Below are 15,860 nucleotides of genomic sequence, written 5' to 3' on the forward strand. Positions count from 1 at the left end.
ACACCACCACCGGGCCCCCACCGCACGAAACCCCGGCCCCCACGAGAGCGAATATTCACTCGTCGAGTTGAACAGGAAGTACCGGACTTCTCCTCCCGGAATGGTTACCGGAACCCCAGGCGCGAAGGCACCCGTCGTTGGATCGAACACGGTCCAGGTCACCGGGGATCTCAGAGGTGAACCAAGGTCTGAGTTTGTCGATATCAGACTCCTCAAGTCCGGAGTCAGGGTCTGTGTGCTCCTGCCGGAGTTCTTGAGTGCCGTAATCTGGACTGACGCCGCAGTGACGGGAAGGTGTGTGTCGGTGCTCCCCTTGCTCATGCACCCCACGCCTCTTGAGACTCGATGGGTGGACGAGTCCACATGGGCCCTGAACATGGACCCTGAAAGCAGAACACTCGGTCGCGCAATCTCCTCCGCAGTCTGGGCGATGTTGTCAGCTTGCTCCATCGCGGCATCTGCAATCTGAATCCCGCGGTACGCGAAGAGCAGTCCGACAACTGTGGCAACAAGAGCAGCGCCAGACAAGATGAGATTCATCTGCTCGTGATTGAGATGTCCACAGATCTTCCTACGTGTCGACTTCGCTCGGTGATCGTCGGTTTGAGCAGTCAATGTCGACGTGCTTCGTTCCCCCGGCGTGATCAGGGGGCCGTTGTCCTCTTCTTGGGTGACTTCTTGACGACCATTGGACTCGCTGCGACGGAATCTGGAGAGCACCAGACGGCATCCACCCAGGGCGAGCGCCGACAGCAGGACGGTGACAAGGCCACGAGATCGGGAATCAACCGAAGCTGGTGGAACCCTCGGCATCGGTCGACGACGGAAGACCATCAGCTGTCACTGTCCGTCCGAGAAGCGGACGTTCACAACCCACCCAGCACCTGCGCCACCAGGATCTTCCCGATCATGGCGACCGGGTAGACGAGCGCATACCCCAGTGCCACACGCGGGTCCGCGTTGGTGCGTGAGTTCGCGAAGGCCAGGACCGCGGGCTGCGTCTGGGACCCGGCGATGAGGCCCGACAGCTGTGTGCCGCCCATCTTGAAGATCCAGCGCATGACCGCGTACAGACCGACCGCCATGACGGTCGTCATGAGGATGCCCAGCACCAGGATCTTCCACCACGTGCCAGACGTGAAGGCCTCGATGATCTGCCCACCGGCATTCGCGCCGGCCTGGGCCAGGAAGACCAGCAGCCCGAACTCGGCCAGCACCTGGCAGGCCGTGTAGGGCAGTGCCGTCACCACCGGCCCGATGCGTCCGATCTTGCCGAAGATCAGCCCGACCACCAGGGTCCCCGCCGCGGATCCGATGGAGAAGTACTCGCCCGTGGGGGTCAGGATCTGTGCCTCGCCCAGGAGGATGCCCAGCGCCATGCCGATGCCCAGGGCGACGGGGTTGAGATCGGTGAGACCGCGGGTGGAGTCCCCGAAGAACTTCGTGATCTCCGCCATCTTCGAGGTCGGCGCCACCACGCGGACACGGTCTCCTTCCTGGAGGACCAACCCGGGCTCGGCGATCATGTCGACGTCGCCGCGGCGCACGCGCGAGATGGTGCCGGAGAAGCGGGTCGCGAGGTTCAGGTCCCCGACGGTGCGTCCCGCCACCTTGGGGTCCGAGATCGTCATGCGCCGGAAGTCCAGGTAGGTGCGGTCCTGGATCAGGGAGTGGGAGGAGGAGTGCCCCAGTTCGTTTGCGGCCTTGGCCACCAGTTCCCTCGGGCCCACCACCGTGATGAGGTCACCCGGATCCAGGGTGTCCGACATGGAGGGACGCGTGATGGGTCCCTCCTCGCCGCGGCGCAGGCGGGAGAAGGTGACCTTCTGGCCGAGCTTCTCGTAGACGTCCCCCACGAAGGGGTGGTCCTCGCGTTCCACTCGGATCGTGCGGTTGGCCAGGGGGCTGGGGGCGTCGGAGTCCTTCTTGCCATACGACAGCGCCGCAGTCGCGGCTGCCAGCATCCCGATGACGCCGAAGAGGTAGGCGATCGAGTAGCCGACCGTCGCGGCACCCAGGTCCCCTGAGGCCTGACCGGCAGCGGCCAGTGCGGGTGTGTTGGTGAGGGCACCGGCGAAGGTGCCGGAGATCAGCGCGGTCGACATGCCCAGCGACTTGCCGACTCCCATGCCGACGGCCGCGACCAGCACGTAGAGAACGACCATGGCGACGATGGGGCCGACTGCGCTCTTGATGTTGTGGAAGAAGGAGGCCCCGGAGTTCACGCCGATCGCGAAGGCGAACAGCGCCAGACCCAGCACGCCGAGCTCGCGGGTCACGCGCAGCTCGATGTCGAAGGTCTGCGCCCACGCGGCCATGGCGATGGCGAAGAAGAGGACGGCGGCCGGCCCCAGGCTGATGCCGCGCAGCTTGATGTGGCCGAAGGCCATGCCGATGCCGATGAGGATGAACAGGAACAGCACGGGCTGTTCGGAGAGGAAGGTGAACACCGAGGTCACAGCGCAGACTCCATCGTGAGGGAAGGGATCCCGAGGGTACGCGGACAGTATGTCAGCACACCTTCGCGACGAGGGCGGCCCATCGTCCCAAGTTCACCCGTGGTTCCCCGAAACCCCACGATTCGACTGAGGTCCCTGTCGTCTGTGGGGCGTCGGACATAGCCTCGGAACACCATCACACACAGGGGAGTCCCATGAAGGTTCCACGCATTCCGCTCAGACGTGTCCGCATTCCGTTCGCACCCATCCACACCCATGACGTTCCCATTGCACTCCAACCGGACCCGCCCCGGGAACCGAGGACGAAGTCGCCGGTGCGCCGCTTCGCTCCGGTGATTGCGAGTGTCGTGACCTTCTTCCTGGGTGTGGGCATCGGATCCACGCCCAGCAACGCGGATGGTGCTGCGGCCGCGTTGGTCGCCTCCCCGTCGCCCGTCCCGACGGTCACCGTCACCGCGACTGCCCGGCCGAGTGCCACCCCGACCGTCACTGCGACCGTCACTGCGACCGTCACTGCGACTGTGGGCCACGCCTGAGCCTGCGCCCACCGTGACGGTGACCGAAGTCGCGCAGGTCGAACCCGAGGTGCAGCAGCAGGACGTCCAACAGGGAGTGGTGCAGCAACCTGCCGCTCCCGCGGAGCCGGCAACCGCTTACTACCAGAACTGCACAGCGGCGCGAAATGCGGGTGCCGCGCCTCTGTACGTCGGGGACCCCGGCTACCGCAGCGGGTTGGACCGCGACGGCGACGGCATCGCCTGCGAGTAGGAGCTGTCGGGCGGTGGAACTCTCCACGAGTTCCCCTCAGGTGGTCCGTGGCGCCCGGGGGTCGACGCTACTGTGCGACCACCATCCCCGATCGCGGTGCCAGCACCACATGCCCCGTGCACGGGGCTCCTGAGACCAGGTCGGTCCCCACCACGCCGGACACCTCCGCTGCCCGGTCCCCGTGGTTGAGCAGGAACAGGATGTCACCGCGACTCTGTGCCTCCACTCCGTCGGGCAGACCGTCCACCACGGGCCGCACCCGTGCGTGTGCGGCCAGCACCTGCACCAGGGCCGCGCGCGAGGGCGCATCCAGGTCGCAGGTCACGTACCAAGCGCCTCCCGCAGTCCCGGGGCGCTCCGGTTCCTCCTCCGCAGATCCCACCTCGGGAGCCGCTGTCACGAGCCGGTGCGTAATGGCGGGCAGCCCCGCCAGGTCCACGCCGCCCCCGCGTCCGTCGAAGGTCGCCACCACCTCGACGCCCGCCAGCGGGAGATCACCGGGATCCCCCTGCTCGGAGACCTCCTCCAGTGGCGCCAGGACCTCCGCCCACATCCCCGCCCGCAGGTCGGGTGTGGGGATGGCGATGCGCTCCAGGGACCGGGTCAACGAGGGCGACTCCACGCTGATCCCCGTCCACGTGCAGGCACCCGGTGCTCCCATGGCACGGCTCAGCCGGTCGACCAGGACACTTCGCGAGTCAGCCGGCAGCCCCACCGGGCCTGTGAGTGCTGCATGGTCAACCACGCGCACCCCCAGCAGCTCCCGGAAGGATCCCAGGTAGCCGCCCAGGACGGCCTCCATGTGCACCCCCACCACGCCGGTGGGGCCGGTGACCAACACCTGGGCACCGCCAGCTGCCACACGCTCCAGCTCCGAGGCCAGCCCGGGGCGGTCCATGAACAGTGCGGGTGCCACCACCAGGGAGTAGCCCTCCAGGTCCGAATCCGCTCCGACCACGTCGACGGCGATGCCCGCCTCCCAGAACGTCCTGTGCCAGGCGCGGGCCTGGGCGAAGGGCTCACCAGGGTCCGTGGGGCCGATGGCTGCTGCGCGCGCCCACTCCGACTCCCAGTCGATGACCACGGCCACGCGAGCCCGGCTCCGGGTCCCGATGACGTCACCGAGCCGGGAGAGGACATCACCCACCTGCACCACGTCATCCCAGGTCCGCGACGCCGCCCCGGCGTGGGGCACCATCCCGGAGTGGAAGGTCTCGGCACCCTGCCTGGACTGTCTCCACTGGAACTGCAGGACGCCGTCAGCGCCGTGGGCCAGTCGGGCCAATGACCACAGCAGGTACTGCCCGGGGCGCTTGGGGGAGTTGTGTGTCCGCCACTGGACGGCATTGGGGGCCTGCTCCATGAGCAGCCATGGGGCACCGTCGCCCAGACCGCGCATGACGTCGCCCTGCCAGGCGATCTCGTGGGCGGCAGCGGGATCCGCAGGATCCGGGTAGGAATCGTCCGAGATGACGTCCAGCTCCTGGGCCCAGGCCCGGTAGTCCAGCCACCGGTGGGAACCCATGAAGTTGGTGGTGACCGGCTGGTCCGAGTGCTCACGGATCGCGGCGATCTCCCCACTCATGCAGCCACGGATCTGGTGGTCACTGAAGCGCCGCCAGTCGAGCATCTGGGCCGGGTTGTGGAAGGTCGGCATGGCGGCCGGCGGCGTGATCTGGTCGAAGCTGCCGTAGCGCTGCGACCAGAAGTCGGTCCCCCATGCGGCGTTCAGCCCTTCGATGTCCACGTACCTCTCCTGCAGCCAGACCCGGAAGTCGGTGGCGCACACATCGCAGAAGCACTCGTGCACGTGGCAGGCGTACTCATTGCCCACGTGCCACAGCACCACACCCGGGTGGTTCCCGAACCTGCGGGCCAGCTCACCGGCCAGGGCCGTACTGCGCTCGCGGTACACGCGAGAGCTCGGGCAGTACTGCTGCCGGGATCCGAAGCCCAGGCGCACGCCCCGGGCGTCCACGGGCAGGGACTCGGGGTGATCGCTCGCCATCCACGCCGGGGGAGAGGCCGTCCCGGTCGCCAGGTCCACGTCGATACCCGCGCCGTGCAGGCGGTCGATCAGGGCACCCAACCAGTCCAGGTCATAGGTGCCCTCGGCGGGCTCCAGTCGCGCCCAGGAGAAGATCCCCAATGACACCAGGGTGACGCCCGCCTGCTGCATGAGCTCGATGTCGCGCTCGACCACCTCTTCGTCCCACTGCTCAGGGTTCCAGTCGCCCCCGTAGCTCGGAGTGGCGGGTGTGAACCTGCGGGACACGACGCTGTGGGGCACGGGGACTCCTCCTGGGGCAAGGGCGGCGGACACAGAGATGGTATCGAGGGGTGAGACACCGGCGTGTCGTGAATCGGGGAACCGTACCGTGGTCCTCGTGTTCGAGATTCACGCGGTTCGCCTCGCTCGCCTGATTGTAATCAGGCGTGCGACTCCTGCCGTCTGACACGGGTGGATCGCACGCCTCGTCCCCACGCATCCGCGGAGGGGATTTTTTCATGGGACAACACCACCCACGCGAGAGGACACCGCAGTGAAGGACGGCACCCACCCGAATGACCACACCGCTCCCGCAACACAGATGACCGGGGCGGCCGCCATCGTCGCAAGCCTGGAGGCACTGGGGGTGACCGACGTGTTCGGAATGCCCGGCGGCGCCATCCTCCCCACCTACGACCCGCTGATGGACTCCTCCATCCGCCACATCCTCGTCCGCCACGAGCAGGGCGCCGGACACGCCGCCGAGGGCTACGCGATCGCCACCGGCAGGACGGGTTGCGCGATCGTCACCTCCGGCCCGGCGGCCACCAACACGCTCACGGCGCTGGCGGACGCGAACATGGACTCCGTCCCGATCGTCGTCATCACGGGCCAGGTCGGGGCATCATTCATCGGCACCGACGCCTTCCAGGAGGCGGATATCGTCGGGGCCTCCATGCCACTGACCAAGCACTCCTTCCTGGTCACCGACGCCCAGGACATCCCCGCCCGCATCGCAGAGGCCTTCCACATCGCCTCCACCGGCCGCCCCGGGCCTGTCCTGGTGGACATCACGAAGTCCGCCCAGAACGCGCAGATGACCTTCTCCTGGCCGCCCGCACTCGACCTGCCGGGCTACCGCCCCGCCGGCAAGCCCCACATGAAGCAGGTGCGCGCCGCGGCCGCTGCCATCGCCCAGTCCCAGGCGCCGGTGCTCTACATCGGGGGTGGCCTGATCCGCGCCGACGCTGCTGCAGAGCTCGCAGAGCTCGTGGCACTCACTGATGCTGCGGTCGTCACGACGCTCACCGCGCGCGGGGCTTTCCCCGACTCCGACCGCCACAACCTCGGCATGCCCGGCATGCACGGGACCGTCGCAGCGGTCGGTGCCCTCCAACGGGCGGACCTCGTGGTCGCCCTCGGCGCCAGGTTCGACGACCGGGTCACCGGCAAGCTGGATTCCTTCGCGGAGCGGGCCACCGTCGTCCACGTCGACATCGACGCTGCTGAGATCTCCAAGAACCGCGTGGCGGATGTCCCCATTGTCGGGGACCTCAAGCTGACACTGGCCGCCCTGCTCAAGGTCCTGCCCGGCGCCCAGGAGAAGCACGGCAAGTCCGACCTGTCCGGGTGGTGGCGCTACCTGGACCGCCTGAGCAACACCTACCCGCTGGGGTGGACGGAGCCGGAGGACGGGCACCTGGCCCCCCAGTACGTGCTCTCCCGCCTGAGCGCACTGGCAGGCCCCGACGCCATCTACACGACCGGTGTCGGCCAGCACCAGATGTGGGCCGCCCAGTTCATCGACTACGAGCGCCCCCGCCACTTCATCTCCTCCTCGGGGTTGGGCACCATGGGCTACTGCGTGCCCGCCGCCATGGGCGCCCAGGTCGGCCAGCCCGACGCCACCGTGTGGGCGATCGACGGGGACGGTTCCTTCCAGATGACCAACCAGGAGTTGGCCACCTGCACCGTCAACCACATCCCCATCAAGGTCGCCCTCATCAACAACTCGGTGCTCGGCATGGTCCGCCAGTGGCAGTCGCTGTTCTACTCCCAGCGCTACTCCAACACGGTCCTCAATCCTGACGAGGGCGACCAGATCCCGAACTTCGTGATGCTGGCGGAGGCCTACGGCATGGCGGCACGCACGGTCAGCGACCCTGCAGAGGTCGATGAGGCCATCGAGTGGGCCATGGGCATCAACGACCGGCCGGTCTTGATCGACTTCCGGGTCTCCAAGGACGCGATGGTGTGGCCGATGGTGGCCGCGGGCGTGTCCAATGACGACATCCGCTACGCCAAGGGATTGGCGCCGAAGTGGGACACGGAGGACTGATCACCATGGCACCCATGCACACCCTCTCCGTCCTGGTGGAGAACAAGCCCGGCGTCCTCACCCGCGTTGCAGGATTGTTCGCCCGCAGGGCCTTCAACATCAAGTCCCTCACGGTGGGGGAGACCGAGTTCCCTGCCGCCTCCCGCATGACCATCATCGTCGAGGCCGACGAGTTGCCGTTCGAGCAGGTGACCAAGCAGCTCAACAAGCTGATCAATGTCATCAAGGTCGTCGAGCTGGAGGCTGAGGCCTCCGTCGAGCGGCGGCTCATCCTGCTGAAGGTCCGCGCCGACGAGAGTCGCCGCACCGGGGTCCTCCAGGTGGTGGACCTCTTCCGGGCACACGTCGTGGACGTGCAGCCCGAGACAGTCGTCATCGAGTCGATCGGCTCGTTGCAGAAGTTGGAAGCGCTGCTCAGGGCACTCGAGCCCTACGGTGTCAAGGAAATCGTCCAGTCGGGCGCCGTGGCCATCGGCCGCGGGCAGCGCTCGATCACGGATCAACTGAAGGAGAAATGACAATGGCCGAGATCTTTTACGACGACGATGCTGACCTGTCCGTCATCCAGGGCAAGAAGGTTGCGATCATCGGGTACGGCTCCCAGGGTCACGCCCATGCGCTGAATCTCAAGGATTCCGGTGTCGAGGTCGTTGTCGGCCTGCGCCCCGGCAGCTCCTCCTGGGACAAGGCCGAGAAGGCCGGCCTGGAGGTCAAGGACGTGCCCGAGGCCGTCGCCGAGGGCGATGTCGTGTCCATCCTCCTGCCCGACCAGGTCCAGCGCTTCGTGTACGCCGAGCAGATCGCCCCGAACCTCAAGGAGGGTGCTGCGCTGCTCTTTGCGCACGGGTTCAACATCCGCTACGGCTACATCGATGCCGGTGAGGGACACGACGTCATCATGGTCGCCCCCAAGGGCCCCGGTCACAAGGTGCGCGAGTCCTTTGAGAAGGGCATCGGCACCCCCGATGTCATCGCGGTCGAGCTCGACGCCAGCGGCCAGGCTTGGCCGCTGACTCTGTCCTACGCCAAGGGCATCGGCGGCACCCGCGCCGGCGTCATCAAGACCACCTTCACGGAGGAGACCGAGACCGATCTCTTCGGTGAGCAGGCCGTCCTGTGTGGTGGCGTCAGCCACCTCATCCAGGCCGGCTTCGAGACCTTGACTGCGGCCGGCTACCAGCCGGAGATCGCCTACTTCGAGGTCTGCCACGAGATGAAGCAGATCGTCGACCTCATCAACGAGGGAGGCATCACAAAGCAACGTTGGTCCTGCTCCGACACCGCGGAGTATGGTGACTACATCTCGGGCCCGCGCGTGATTGATCAGCACGTGAAGGACAACATGCGCGCGGTCCTCGACGACATCCAGGACGGCACTTTCGCCCGCCGCTTCATCGCGGATCAGGATAATGGTGCTCTGGAGTTCAAGGCCCTGCGCGCGGAGGAGGAATCCCATCCGATTGAGAAGACCGGCAAGTTCCTTCGCGCGAAGTTCGGTTGGACCCAGCAGGACGATGACTACACGGACGGGTCAGCTGAGCGCTAATTCGCGAGCCTTGGGACCCGTATTGACGTCAACGTCCTCGGCATTCTCCGATTAAGGAGCTTGGTGCAGAGGGCTCACATCGAACAGTTTCTCATTCATACGAGCGAGTTGACTTCTGAATGCTTGTGTTGTGTGAAACGACAATCGCCAAGCGCCCGCGAGGCGTGCGATTTGTCTGAGCAACAAGAGTTTCCGTAAGGCAATACCTGCATTCGCGGAGATGGTCGAACGTCCTATGTATCTCAAGATCGGACATGCAGGAATGCGAGCAAGATGATAACTCCAGCGACCATACTCGGAGGCAATTGCGGCAACTTTAGCTTTCCGAGGGGGAGCGACGCAGATGCGTGATTTGCAGCCGAGACCGCTAAGAGTTCTGCACGTAGTTGAGTCATGGGGAGGGGGTGTTCAAGTAGCGGTCTTGAGCTACATCGCGTCGACGCCTCAGTACAAACATTACCTGCTATATTCCACTCGCGCGTCGGCGGAGAACACCCATGAAGACGGGGGCGGATTCGCTGGCATCCAGATGATGCCGCGAAGTCCATGGGCCGCGCTCCGAATCATTCGGAGTAGTGTTCGCACCATACGCCCCGACGTGATGCACCTGCATTCATCCTTTGCGGGCGTTCTAGGTAGAACTGCGATTCGATGCGACGGGACTCCAATAGTCTATACGCCGCATTGCTATGCATTTGAACGCAAGGTCTCTCCTATGATTCTTCGGGCGGCCTATTGGTTGCTAGAGAAGTCCCTTGCCGCAAACACGTCAGTAGTCGCTGCCTGTAGTGATCGAGAAGTATGGCTCGCAAGATCACTCAATTCGCGAGTTCCCACGGTCATGGTGCCAAACCGCGCCGAGGTTCCGCCAGCTGATGGGCCGAAGCGGGAACCGAACCACGAAAGAGTTGTTGTTGCGAGCGGGAGAATCACGCGTCAGAAAGGACCGGATTTCTTCGCGGCAGCTTCCGCAGCATCAGAGCAGTATGGCTTCGGACTGACCTGGCGATGGCTCGGAGGCGGCTCGATAAGGGAGGAGAATGAGCTTCTAGAAGTCTCCAAGTCCATCGAACTAACGGGCTGGATCTCACGAAGGACGCTATTTGATGAGCTGCAAGCTGCAAATGTCTATGTTCATACAGCCGAGTGGGAGGGATTCCCAATCAGTTTGCTTGAGGCGCATTCTGCGCGAGTGCCAATTATCGTTCGAAAGATTGGCGCCTTTGTAGGAGCTCCACCTGCGTGGTGTGTCGACACTCCTGAAGAGCTTGTAAAGAAGGTCGTCGAGCTTATGGGATCAGAAGCCGAACGTAAACGGAACCTCAGCGATTGGGACGAGTTTTTGGAAGGCAACACGATTGAACGCCAAGGTGAGTGTCTTCAAGCGGCATACTGTAGTGCCCTACTCAATAGTAGGAAGGTGCCACTCAAGTTTCGTTTAGAGTCGTGATCGGTCTGGGAAGTGCGTGATCAAGAATGGGGTGTCCAGACTCTGATGTGAAGGCTCCACGAGCTTTCAATGGCAAGATGTGTGGCAAGATCGTTACTGAATGTCATAGTAGTGCGTTCTTGGGAGCACGGGCTTGCTCCGACGTACTGCTATGCTCAGACGGTGATGGGAATACCGCTGTGACGGGTGTTGCAGTAATCTAGGAGCACCACGATCGTTTGCATCCCTATAAGTGTGTGAAGACACACATCTGGTGATCGAAAGAAGCCTGAGTGGCCCTCTGGTTAGGGAAGGGTTTGGTAACTTTGAGCTTGAGTGTCCTAAGAAGCTGCGGTTCTTTGACCAAGGCGATGCCACGCAGAATCTGGTCGAGATCAGAAGCAGTTTTCATGGGGAACAGACGCCTAAAGCCGAATGATTGCACTGACCCCACGAGTAGCGCGGTGGTCAGCCTGACTTCGTTCGGAGAACGCTTGAAAACACTGCCCCTAACGATCAAGTCGATTCTTGCTGGGACGACCAAACCGCGTCGATTGGTGCTTTGGGTAACTGATGCGGAGCGGAGTTTGGTCAGTCCCGATGTTCTAGCCTTCTGCTCTAGGGGCCTCGAGGTTCGCTTCTGCCCCGACTATGGCCCTCACAAAAAGTATATTCTCACGCTTGGTGAACTTGAAGGATCGGATATCCTCGTCACGGCGGACGATGATGTGCTATACCCGAAGAAATGGTTGTCGACGCTCATTGCCGCGCGAGAAGAATCACCTGAGTGTGTGGTTGCGTTCCGAGCGAAGAGAATGCTGTTCGACCACGGGCGAATTGCGCCTTATGCTACTTGGCCGATGGTGAGAAGTGCCGTCCCCTCTCTTGCTCACGTTTCCACAGGAGTCTCCGGCGTTGCCTTCCCCAAGGCATTGGTCAGTGGACTTCTAGAAGTCGGCCTGGGATTCACCGAAAAGGCACCACGTGCGGACGATCTCTGGATTCACTCGGTCGCAGTTAGTAACGGTATCATGACGCGCCAAGTACGCAGTCGGCCCCGTGAGTTCTTCGAGGTCCCTGGAACACGTTCCACTAGCCTCATGCGTACGAACGTCGGCGGGGGCGGAAATGATGCCCAAATTCTATCAACCTACTCAGACGAGCTCGTTTCCCGTATCGAGCGGTCTCTGAACGGCGCGGACTAGACACGATGCACTTTCTTCGGGCGACGTCGACAACAGGTGTGGCGGACAGCTCGTGAAAAGTGCGATTGCTTCCCCGCTTGACATCTTGGGAGATCGTCCCACCCATGGGGCGCCGCTCAGTTCTTCTAGTGGGAACCGTAGGAGATACTTACAGGCTCCTGACTTTTGGGTCGGAGCGCGATTCCGCGGGGATGTCCTCAGGCACGATGGCACTTGTCTGGTTGAGATCCCCTGCCGATGCGTGGTTCAGCTCACATGGGAGAGGCGGCTGCGCATGAACAAGGCGCCCAGGGACGGTGCGCCATCTCGCAAAGCCTGAACCGGGGACTAGTGACTAAGTAGTTTGTCAACCGCAAGAAGTCAGGCTAGTCTGGTGCAGGGGCCACTCGTTCTTTAGAGAATGGCGCGCGGGCGGGTTGAGCTACTGGGGTCTATAGCAGGGAGAGTTTCGGGGGTAGCATTCCAGTGCAGTCCACAGGTACTTGCGCCCGGTCCGGATTCACGAGCGGAAGAACTCACCAGACGATGGCAGAAGATCCTCCTTCACAACGTGCGAGCATATCCGGCGTCGCTCACAAGCGCGCCGATTGCCTCTCGAACAAGAAACGATCTCTACGGATTTCCGTAGCACCTTGGTCTGCCACTTTGCTCTTGTTGTACTGCCATGGGTCTTGGTCAAACAGTATTGTTGTTGCAGTTGCTCTGTCGGTGTTCTCCTTTATCATTCTGGCGGCAGATCGTTTTCTGCTGGTTTCTACGCGCGGACTCCGCGCAATCTTGATCATTCAGCTCTTCTCTGCGTTGAGCATACTATGGAGCGTTGACTGGCTGCTTACGGCGCGAGCGTCCACTTCCCTATGGTTCGAAGTCTCAATGGGATCCTGGCTGTCATGGTGCGCGAGCACTCGAGAAGGACCGAGACCGCTCATTCTTGCATCCAAGTTCCTGATTCTCAGTAGCTTCGCAATCGGCGCATATCAACTGGCGAGCACCGGTCTCCCTGCGGATGGCGGCTGGCATGGCCCTTTCTCGTCGAAGAACGAGCTGGGTCTGTTTGCGGCGTTCGCGGGTGCACTCGCGAATTCTTTCGGGTCGAGGATTCAGCGTTTCTTCTGGACCGGATCCTGCTGTTTGCTCATCGTTCTGTCAACCTCAAAGACTTCATTGGTGGCGCTGCTATTGGTCTTGGCTGCACAGGAGGTCGGGCGCGCCCTCCTACTTCCGCGCGAAAGTGTGCGGTCAACGAGGAAGTGGCTGTTTGTGCCGACGATGCTGGCTATAGGGGGAGGGTGCTACTTCTTCTCAGGAGATCTTTTGCAGGCGCTCGGTAAGGACCCCACGTTAACCAATCGCACTGAGATCTGGGCCGTGTCTCTTGAAACTTGGGCGGGCAACAGAATTGTCGGCGACGGTCTTGGAGCGACTTTCTACCCAGGTTCAGAGATGCAGACCGCTATTCGTTCTGTCGGTGGTCCAGCCATATACACCGTTCATAACGGTTACCTTTCGGTCTACTTCGGTTTGGGAGCAGTAGGCTTGTTGCTGCTGATGATGCTCGTTGCTCAGGTTACGCGTTTGACGTGGCGATCACTGGATCGTACGTCGCACGGTATCGAGCCCGCCATTACATGGTCCGTCGGCACACTTTGTGCCTACTTGGTGACCTGTTTCTCGGAGGACGTCTCACTTTCTCGCGGTTCTGTATTCATGCTAGTTGGTGCTGCAGTTTACCTTAAGAAGGTACTGTCCTCGCGTGCTTGAATGATGTGGAAACAGGCCTTGCGCCCGTTGCAGATCTTCTGATTGCCAAACAAGAGAGGTTGAGACCAAATGCCTGTTTCAGCTGAGCACTCGCTGCCGTCGGTTTCGACGATAGTCACGGCGTTTAATGCTGCCAACACAATCGAGCGCGCGGTCGCTTCTGCGGTTGAACAAGAGTATGGGGGCGACCATAGGGTAATCGTCATTGATGACGGATCGACCGATGCTACCGCGGCTGTTGTTAGAGGTCTAGAGCATCCGAACCTGACTTTCATCTCCGTCGAACATGTCGGACGGGCACGAGCCCTCAACTATGCTTTGGCCGAGGCAGAGGGTTCCGAGCTCATTGCAAACCTCGATGCAGATGATGTCATGCTGCCAGGACGAATCGGACGGCAGTCTGTCGCCTTCGCGCAGAACACTGCACTTGGGGTGTTGGGCTCAGCCTATTATGAAGTCCACTTTGAATCAAACGTTGACGCCGTCCCGTCCGGCGCGTTCTTGGTGGCCCCGCCTCGCTCTAACCTCGAGCTCCGTCGCCTAATGGCGCAGAGTTTTGCGATATGCCATAGTTGTGCTACATACCGAAGAAGCGCGGCGTTTGACGTCGGACTTTTCGACGAGTCGCTGCGTTCTCGGATTGACTTTGACCTTTGGCTGCGAATGGTGACCAGCGGTTGGCAGATAGAGAACCTCTCGGATGTTCTTGGCGTTCACTTGAAGGCCTCCGGAACGAGTTTCGATAGGCGGTTCTCTCCACTGCGCTCGGCAATGGAGATGGCGAGATTGAACTTCGGGGCGGCCAAGAACCTTGGTCTGGGATCGAGGGGTTATCTCGTCGCCTTACTAAGATTCGGCTATTCGCTTTCGCGACGGACGAGTGTCAAAGCCGTGCCGCGGTTTTCGGAGAAGGTGCCTGTCGAAACCATCTCGCAGTTCCTTGAGAATCCCCGCGGTAACTGATTGAAGGTCGAGCGAGGTGATGATGTCTAGATCGAGGATGTCGCATCAAGGTGGAGTTGGTTTCAATCTCTTGTGGACTGCAGCAAGCGCGGGAACTAGCCAGGGCGCGTTGCTGCTCTTGAACGTGGTGTTAGCGCGTCTGGCTAAACCGCAGGATGTTGCTGCTTTCTTGGTTGTTCTGACTTTATCCACGATTATTTCGGGAGCGTTCTCTATCGGCCTGGAGAGGGTTGGAGTCGTTGTCCTGAAGAATCAACGTGCTGATACTCTGGTTGCCACCGGCGTTCAGATTCTGCGGATCGGATTAAGGACGTCTCTGCTGGCGGGTTTGGTGGGGGCCGCCGTTGCCACTCTTGGCGGACTAGTATCTCCGTCGCGGCCCGTGACGGTTGTTCTCGTAATGCTGTTCCTTTTTCTTGAGAACCTGCGTATCGTGTACGGTGACCTGCCGAGAACGTGGGGGCGTGCGGATCTTGTTCTTCTATCCGGGCCCGCGCTTCCTCGCCTGTTGTTGCTTTGTGTTGTCTCGGTCAGTGGATATTTCCACAGAGACTTCTCGCTTGATTTCTTGCTCGTAATTCTTTGTGCTGGTACAGTGGTTTCGGTGGCTGCGGGAGTGTCAGCGACTTTTGTCCTGGCAAGGGGCAAAAGGACGTGGTCCACGGTTGGAGGTTCTTCCGGTATAGGAAGCGTCGGAGAGTCGGGTTTAGATTCAGTCCCGTCCCTTCGTTTTCTGCTGAAGGAAGGGATGCCCCTAGCCGTAGCGAACGTCGCTCTGGCCGCGCTGAATCAGGCGGATACCCTGATCGTTGCTGTGTTCTTCGACCCGTCTACTGTCGCGGCATATGCCGTAGTAAGTCGCTTAGCGAACTTGTTTGGGAATGTTCGAACCATGATCAATGCGTCAATGGTTCCTTTCTTGTCGAAGAGGCCTGGCTCGATTGCAGAAGGCGATTCCCAGCTCCGTTTGGCTCGACTGGCGACAAGCTGCCTGTTCTACTCATGTGTTCCGCTCGTCGTTGCAGCGGCGTTCGGTTTTGAACCCCTAATTACTTGGCTCTATGGGCAATCATATTCTTTGGCGGCTGAAGCTGGACTTCTTCTGCTTGTTGGGCAGATTGTCTCCATTGGTTCAGGCTTCTCGGGTACCCTACTCCTTCGGGATGGTGATCAGAAGATCATTATGTTTACTCAGGTTGGAACCGCGGCAGTTACATGCGCACTGATGGTCTTGGTGGCGAGGTTTGGCTCGATTACAATGATCGGACTCGTGTCGGCAGGTGGGACGGCTTCTTGCGCAGTTGTAATGAGCTTGGTTTACGCCCGAAGGAGAGATGTGCATGTGTGGGCTTTAGGGCCGGGCCGAACTCTCCGCGGCCTGATGAGTATTTGAGGGCTTGA

12 protein-coding genes are annotated in these 15,860 nt (G+C 61.7%); 8 read left to right on the forward strand and 4 right to left on the reverse strand.

The genetic code is table 11. The features are described from left to right. The 3 genes from TA90_RS15340 to TA90_RS14755 form a co-directional block, all read right to left on the reverse strand. Nucleotides 1-540: hypothetical protein (locus TA90_RS15340; protein ID WP_222704580.1), on the reverse strand; the 540-nt coding region annotated here is incomplete at its 3' end. 326 nt (nt 541-866) lie between these two features. Next, nucleotides 867-2,459 carry an aspartate:alanine exchanger family transporter gene (locus TA90_RS00005; protein ID WP_043533984.1) on the reverse strand — a complete coding sequence of 531 codons (1,593 nt, stop codon included), beginning with the start codon at nt 2,457-2,459 and terminating at the stop codon, nt 867-869. 175 nt (nt 2,460-2,634) lie between these two features. Continuing rightward, nucleotides 2,635-2,973: a hypothetical protein gene (locus TA90_RS14755; protein ID WP_187120054.1), complete on the reverse strand. Its 339-nt coding sequence runs from the start codon at nt 2,971-2,973 to the stop codon at nt 2,635-2,637. A 41-nt stretch (nt 2,974-3,014) separates the two neighbouring features. Here TA90_RS14755 and TA90_RS00010 point away from each other — a divergent pair, with 41 nt between their 5' ends. Continuing rightward, complete coding sequence (locus TA90_RS00010; RefSeq protein ID WP_231550610.1) at nt 3,015-3,227, forward strand: excalibur calcium-binding domain-containing protein; 213 nt, start codon at nt 3,015-3,017, stop codon at nt 3,225-3,227. A 67-nt stretch (nt 3,228-3,294) separates the two neighbouring features. On the opposite strand, the gene TA90_RS00015 is transcribed toward TA90_RS00010, so the two are convergent. Continuing rightward, a complete protein-coding gene (locus TA90_RS00015; protein WP_052450292.1) occupies nt 3,295-5,517 on the reverse strand; it encodes a beta-galactosidase in 2,223 nt (740 codons plus the stop codon). Nucleotides 5,518-5,770: 253 nt separating this feature from the next. On the opposite strand from TA90_RS00015, the gene TA90_RS00020 reads away from it, so the two are divergent. The 7 genes from TA90_RS00020 to TA90_RS14390 all read left to right on the forward strand — a co-directional run bounded on the left by TA90_RS00020 (nt 5,771) and on the right by TA90_RS14390 (nt 15,852). Beyond that, complete coding sequence (locus TA90_RS00020; RefSeq protein ID WP_074015188.1) at nt 5,771-7,555, forward strand: acetolactate synthase large subunit; 1,785 nt, start codon at nt 5,771-5,773, stop codon at nt 7,553-7,555. 5 nt (nt 7,556-7,560) lie between these two features. After that, nucleotides 7,561-8,073 carry an acetolactate synthase small subunit gene (ilvN, locus tag TA90_RS00025; RefSeq protein ID WP_043533989.1) on the forward strand — a complete coding sequence of 171 codons (513 nt, stop codon included), beginning with the start codon at nt 7,561-7,563 and terminating at the stop codon, nt 8,071-8,073. Nucleotides 8,074-8,075: 2 nt separating this feature from the next. Next, nucleotides 8,076-9,101, forward strand: coding sequence for a ketol-acid reductoisomerase (ilvC, locus tag TA90_RS00030; RefSeq protein WP_043533985.1), 1,026 nt, complete (start codon nt 8,076-8,078; stop codon nt 9,099-9,101). A gap of 343 nt (nt 9,102-9,444) precedes the next feature. Then, the gene (locus TA90_RS13485) at nt 9,445-10,551 is read left to right on the forward strand and encodes a glycosyltransferase (RefSeq protein WP_043533986.1); all 1,107 of its coding nucleotides are present in this window, start codon (nt 9,445-9,447) and stop codon (nt 10,549-10,551) included. A gap of 1,709 nt (nt 10,552-12,260) precedes the next feature. Next, nucleotides 12,261-13,496 carry an O-antigen ligase family protein gene (locus TA90_RS14055; RefSeq protein ID WP_082031148.1) on the forward strand — a complete coding sequence of 412 codons (1,236 nt, stop codon included), beginning with the start codon at nt 12,261-12,263 and terminating at the stop codon, nt 13,494-13,496. 69 nt (nt 13,497-13,565) lie between these two features. Beyond that, nucleotides 13,566-14,459, forward strand: a complete 894-nt coding sequence (locus TA90_RS13500) for a glycosyltransferase family 2 protein (RefSeq protein ID WP_074015191.1) — start codon at nt 13,566-13,568, stop codon at nt 14,457-14,459. 109 nt (nt 14,460-14,568) lie between these two features. Then, nucleotides 14,569-15,852, forward strand: a complete 1,284-nt coding sequence (locus tag TA90_RS14390; RefSeq protein ID WP_187120053.1) for a lipopolysaccharide biosynthesis protein — start codon at nt 14,569-14,571, stop codon at nt 15,850-15,852. Nucleotides 15,853-15,860 lie beyond the last annotated feature (8 nt).

Source organism: Actinomyces polynesiensis, assembly GCF_000820725.1.
Lineage (GTDB): Bacteria > Actinomycetota > Actinomycetes > Actinomycetales > Actinomycetaceae > Pauljensenia > Pauljensenia polynesiensis.

What these genes read in the sequence shown, in the direction of transcription:
- ilvN (WP_043533989.1), top strand. Translation starts at nt 7,561, where the DNA reads ATGGCACCCATGCACACCCTCTCCGTCCTGGTGGAGAACAAGCCCGGC.
- ilvC (WP_043533985.1), top strand. Translation starts at nt 8,076, where the DNA reads ATGGCCGAGATCTTTTACGACGACGATGCTGACCTGTCCGTCATCCAG.
- TA90_RS13485 (WP_043533986.1), top strand. Translation starts at nt 9,445, where the DNA reads ATGCGTGATTTGCAGCCGAGACCGCTAAGAGTTCTGCACGTAGTTGAG.
- TA90_RS14055 (WP_082031148.1), top strand. Translation starts at nt 12,261, where the DNA reads ATGGCAGAAGATCCTCCTTCACAACGTGCGAGCATATCCGGCGTCGCT.
- TA90_RS13500 (WP_074015191.1), top strand. Translation starts at nt 13,566, where the DNA reads ATGCCTGTTTCAGCTGAGCACTCGCTGCCGTCGGTTTCGACGATAGTC.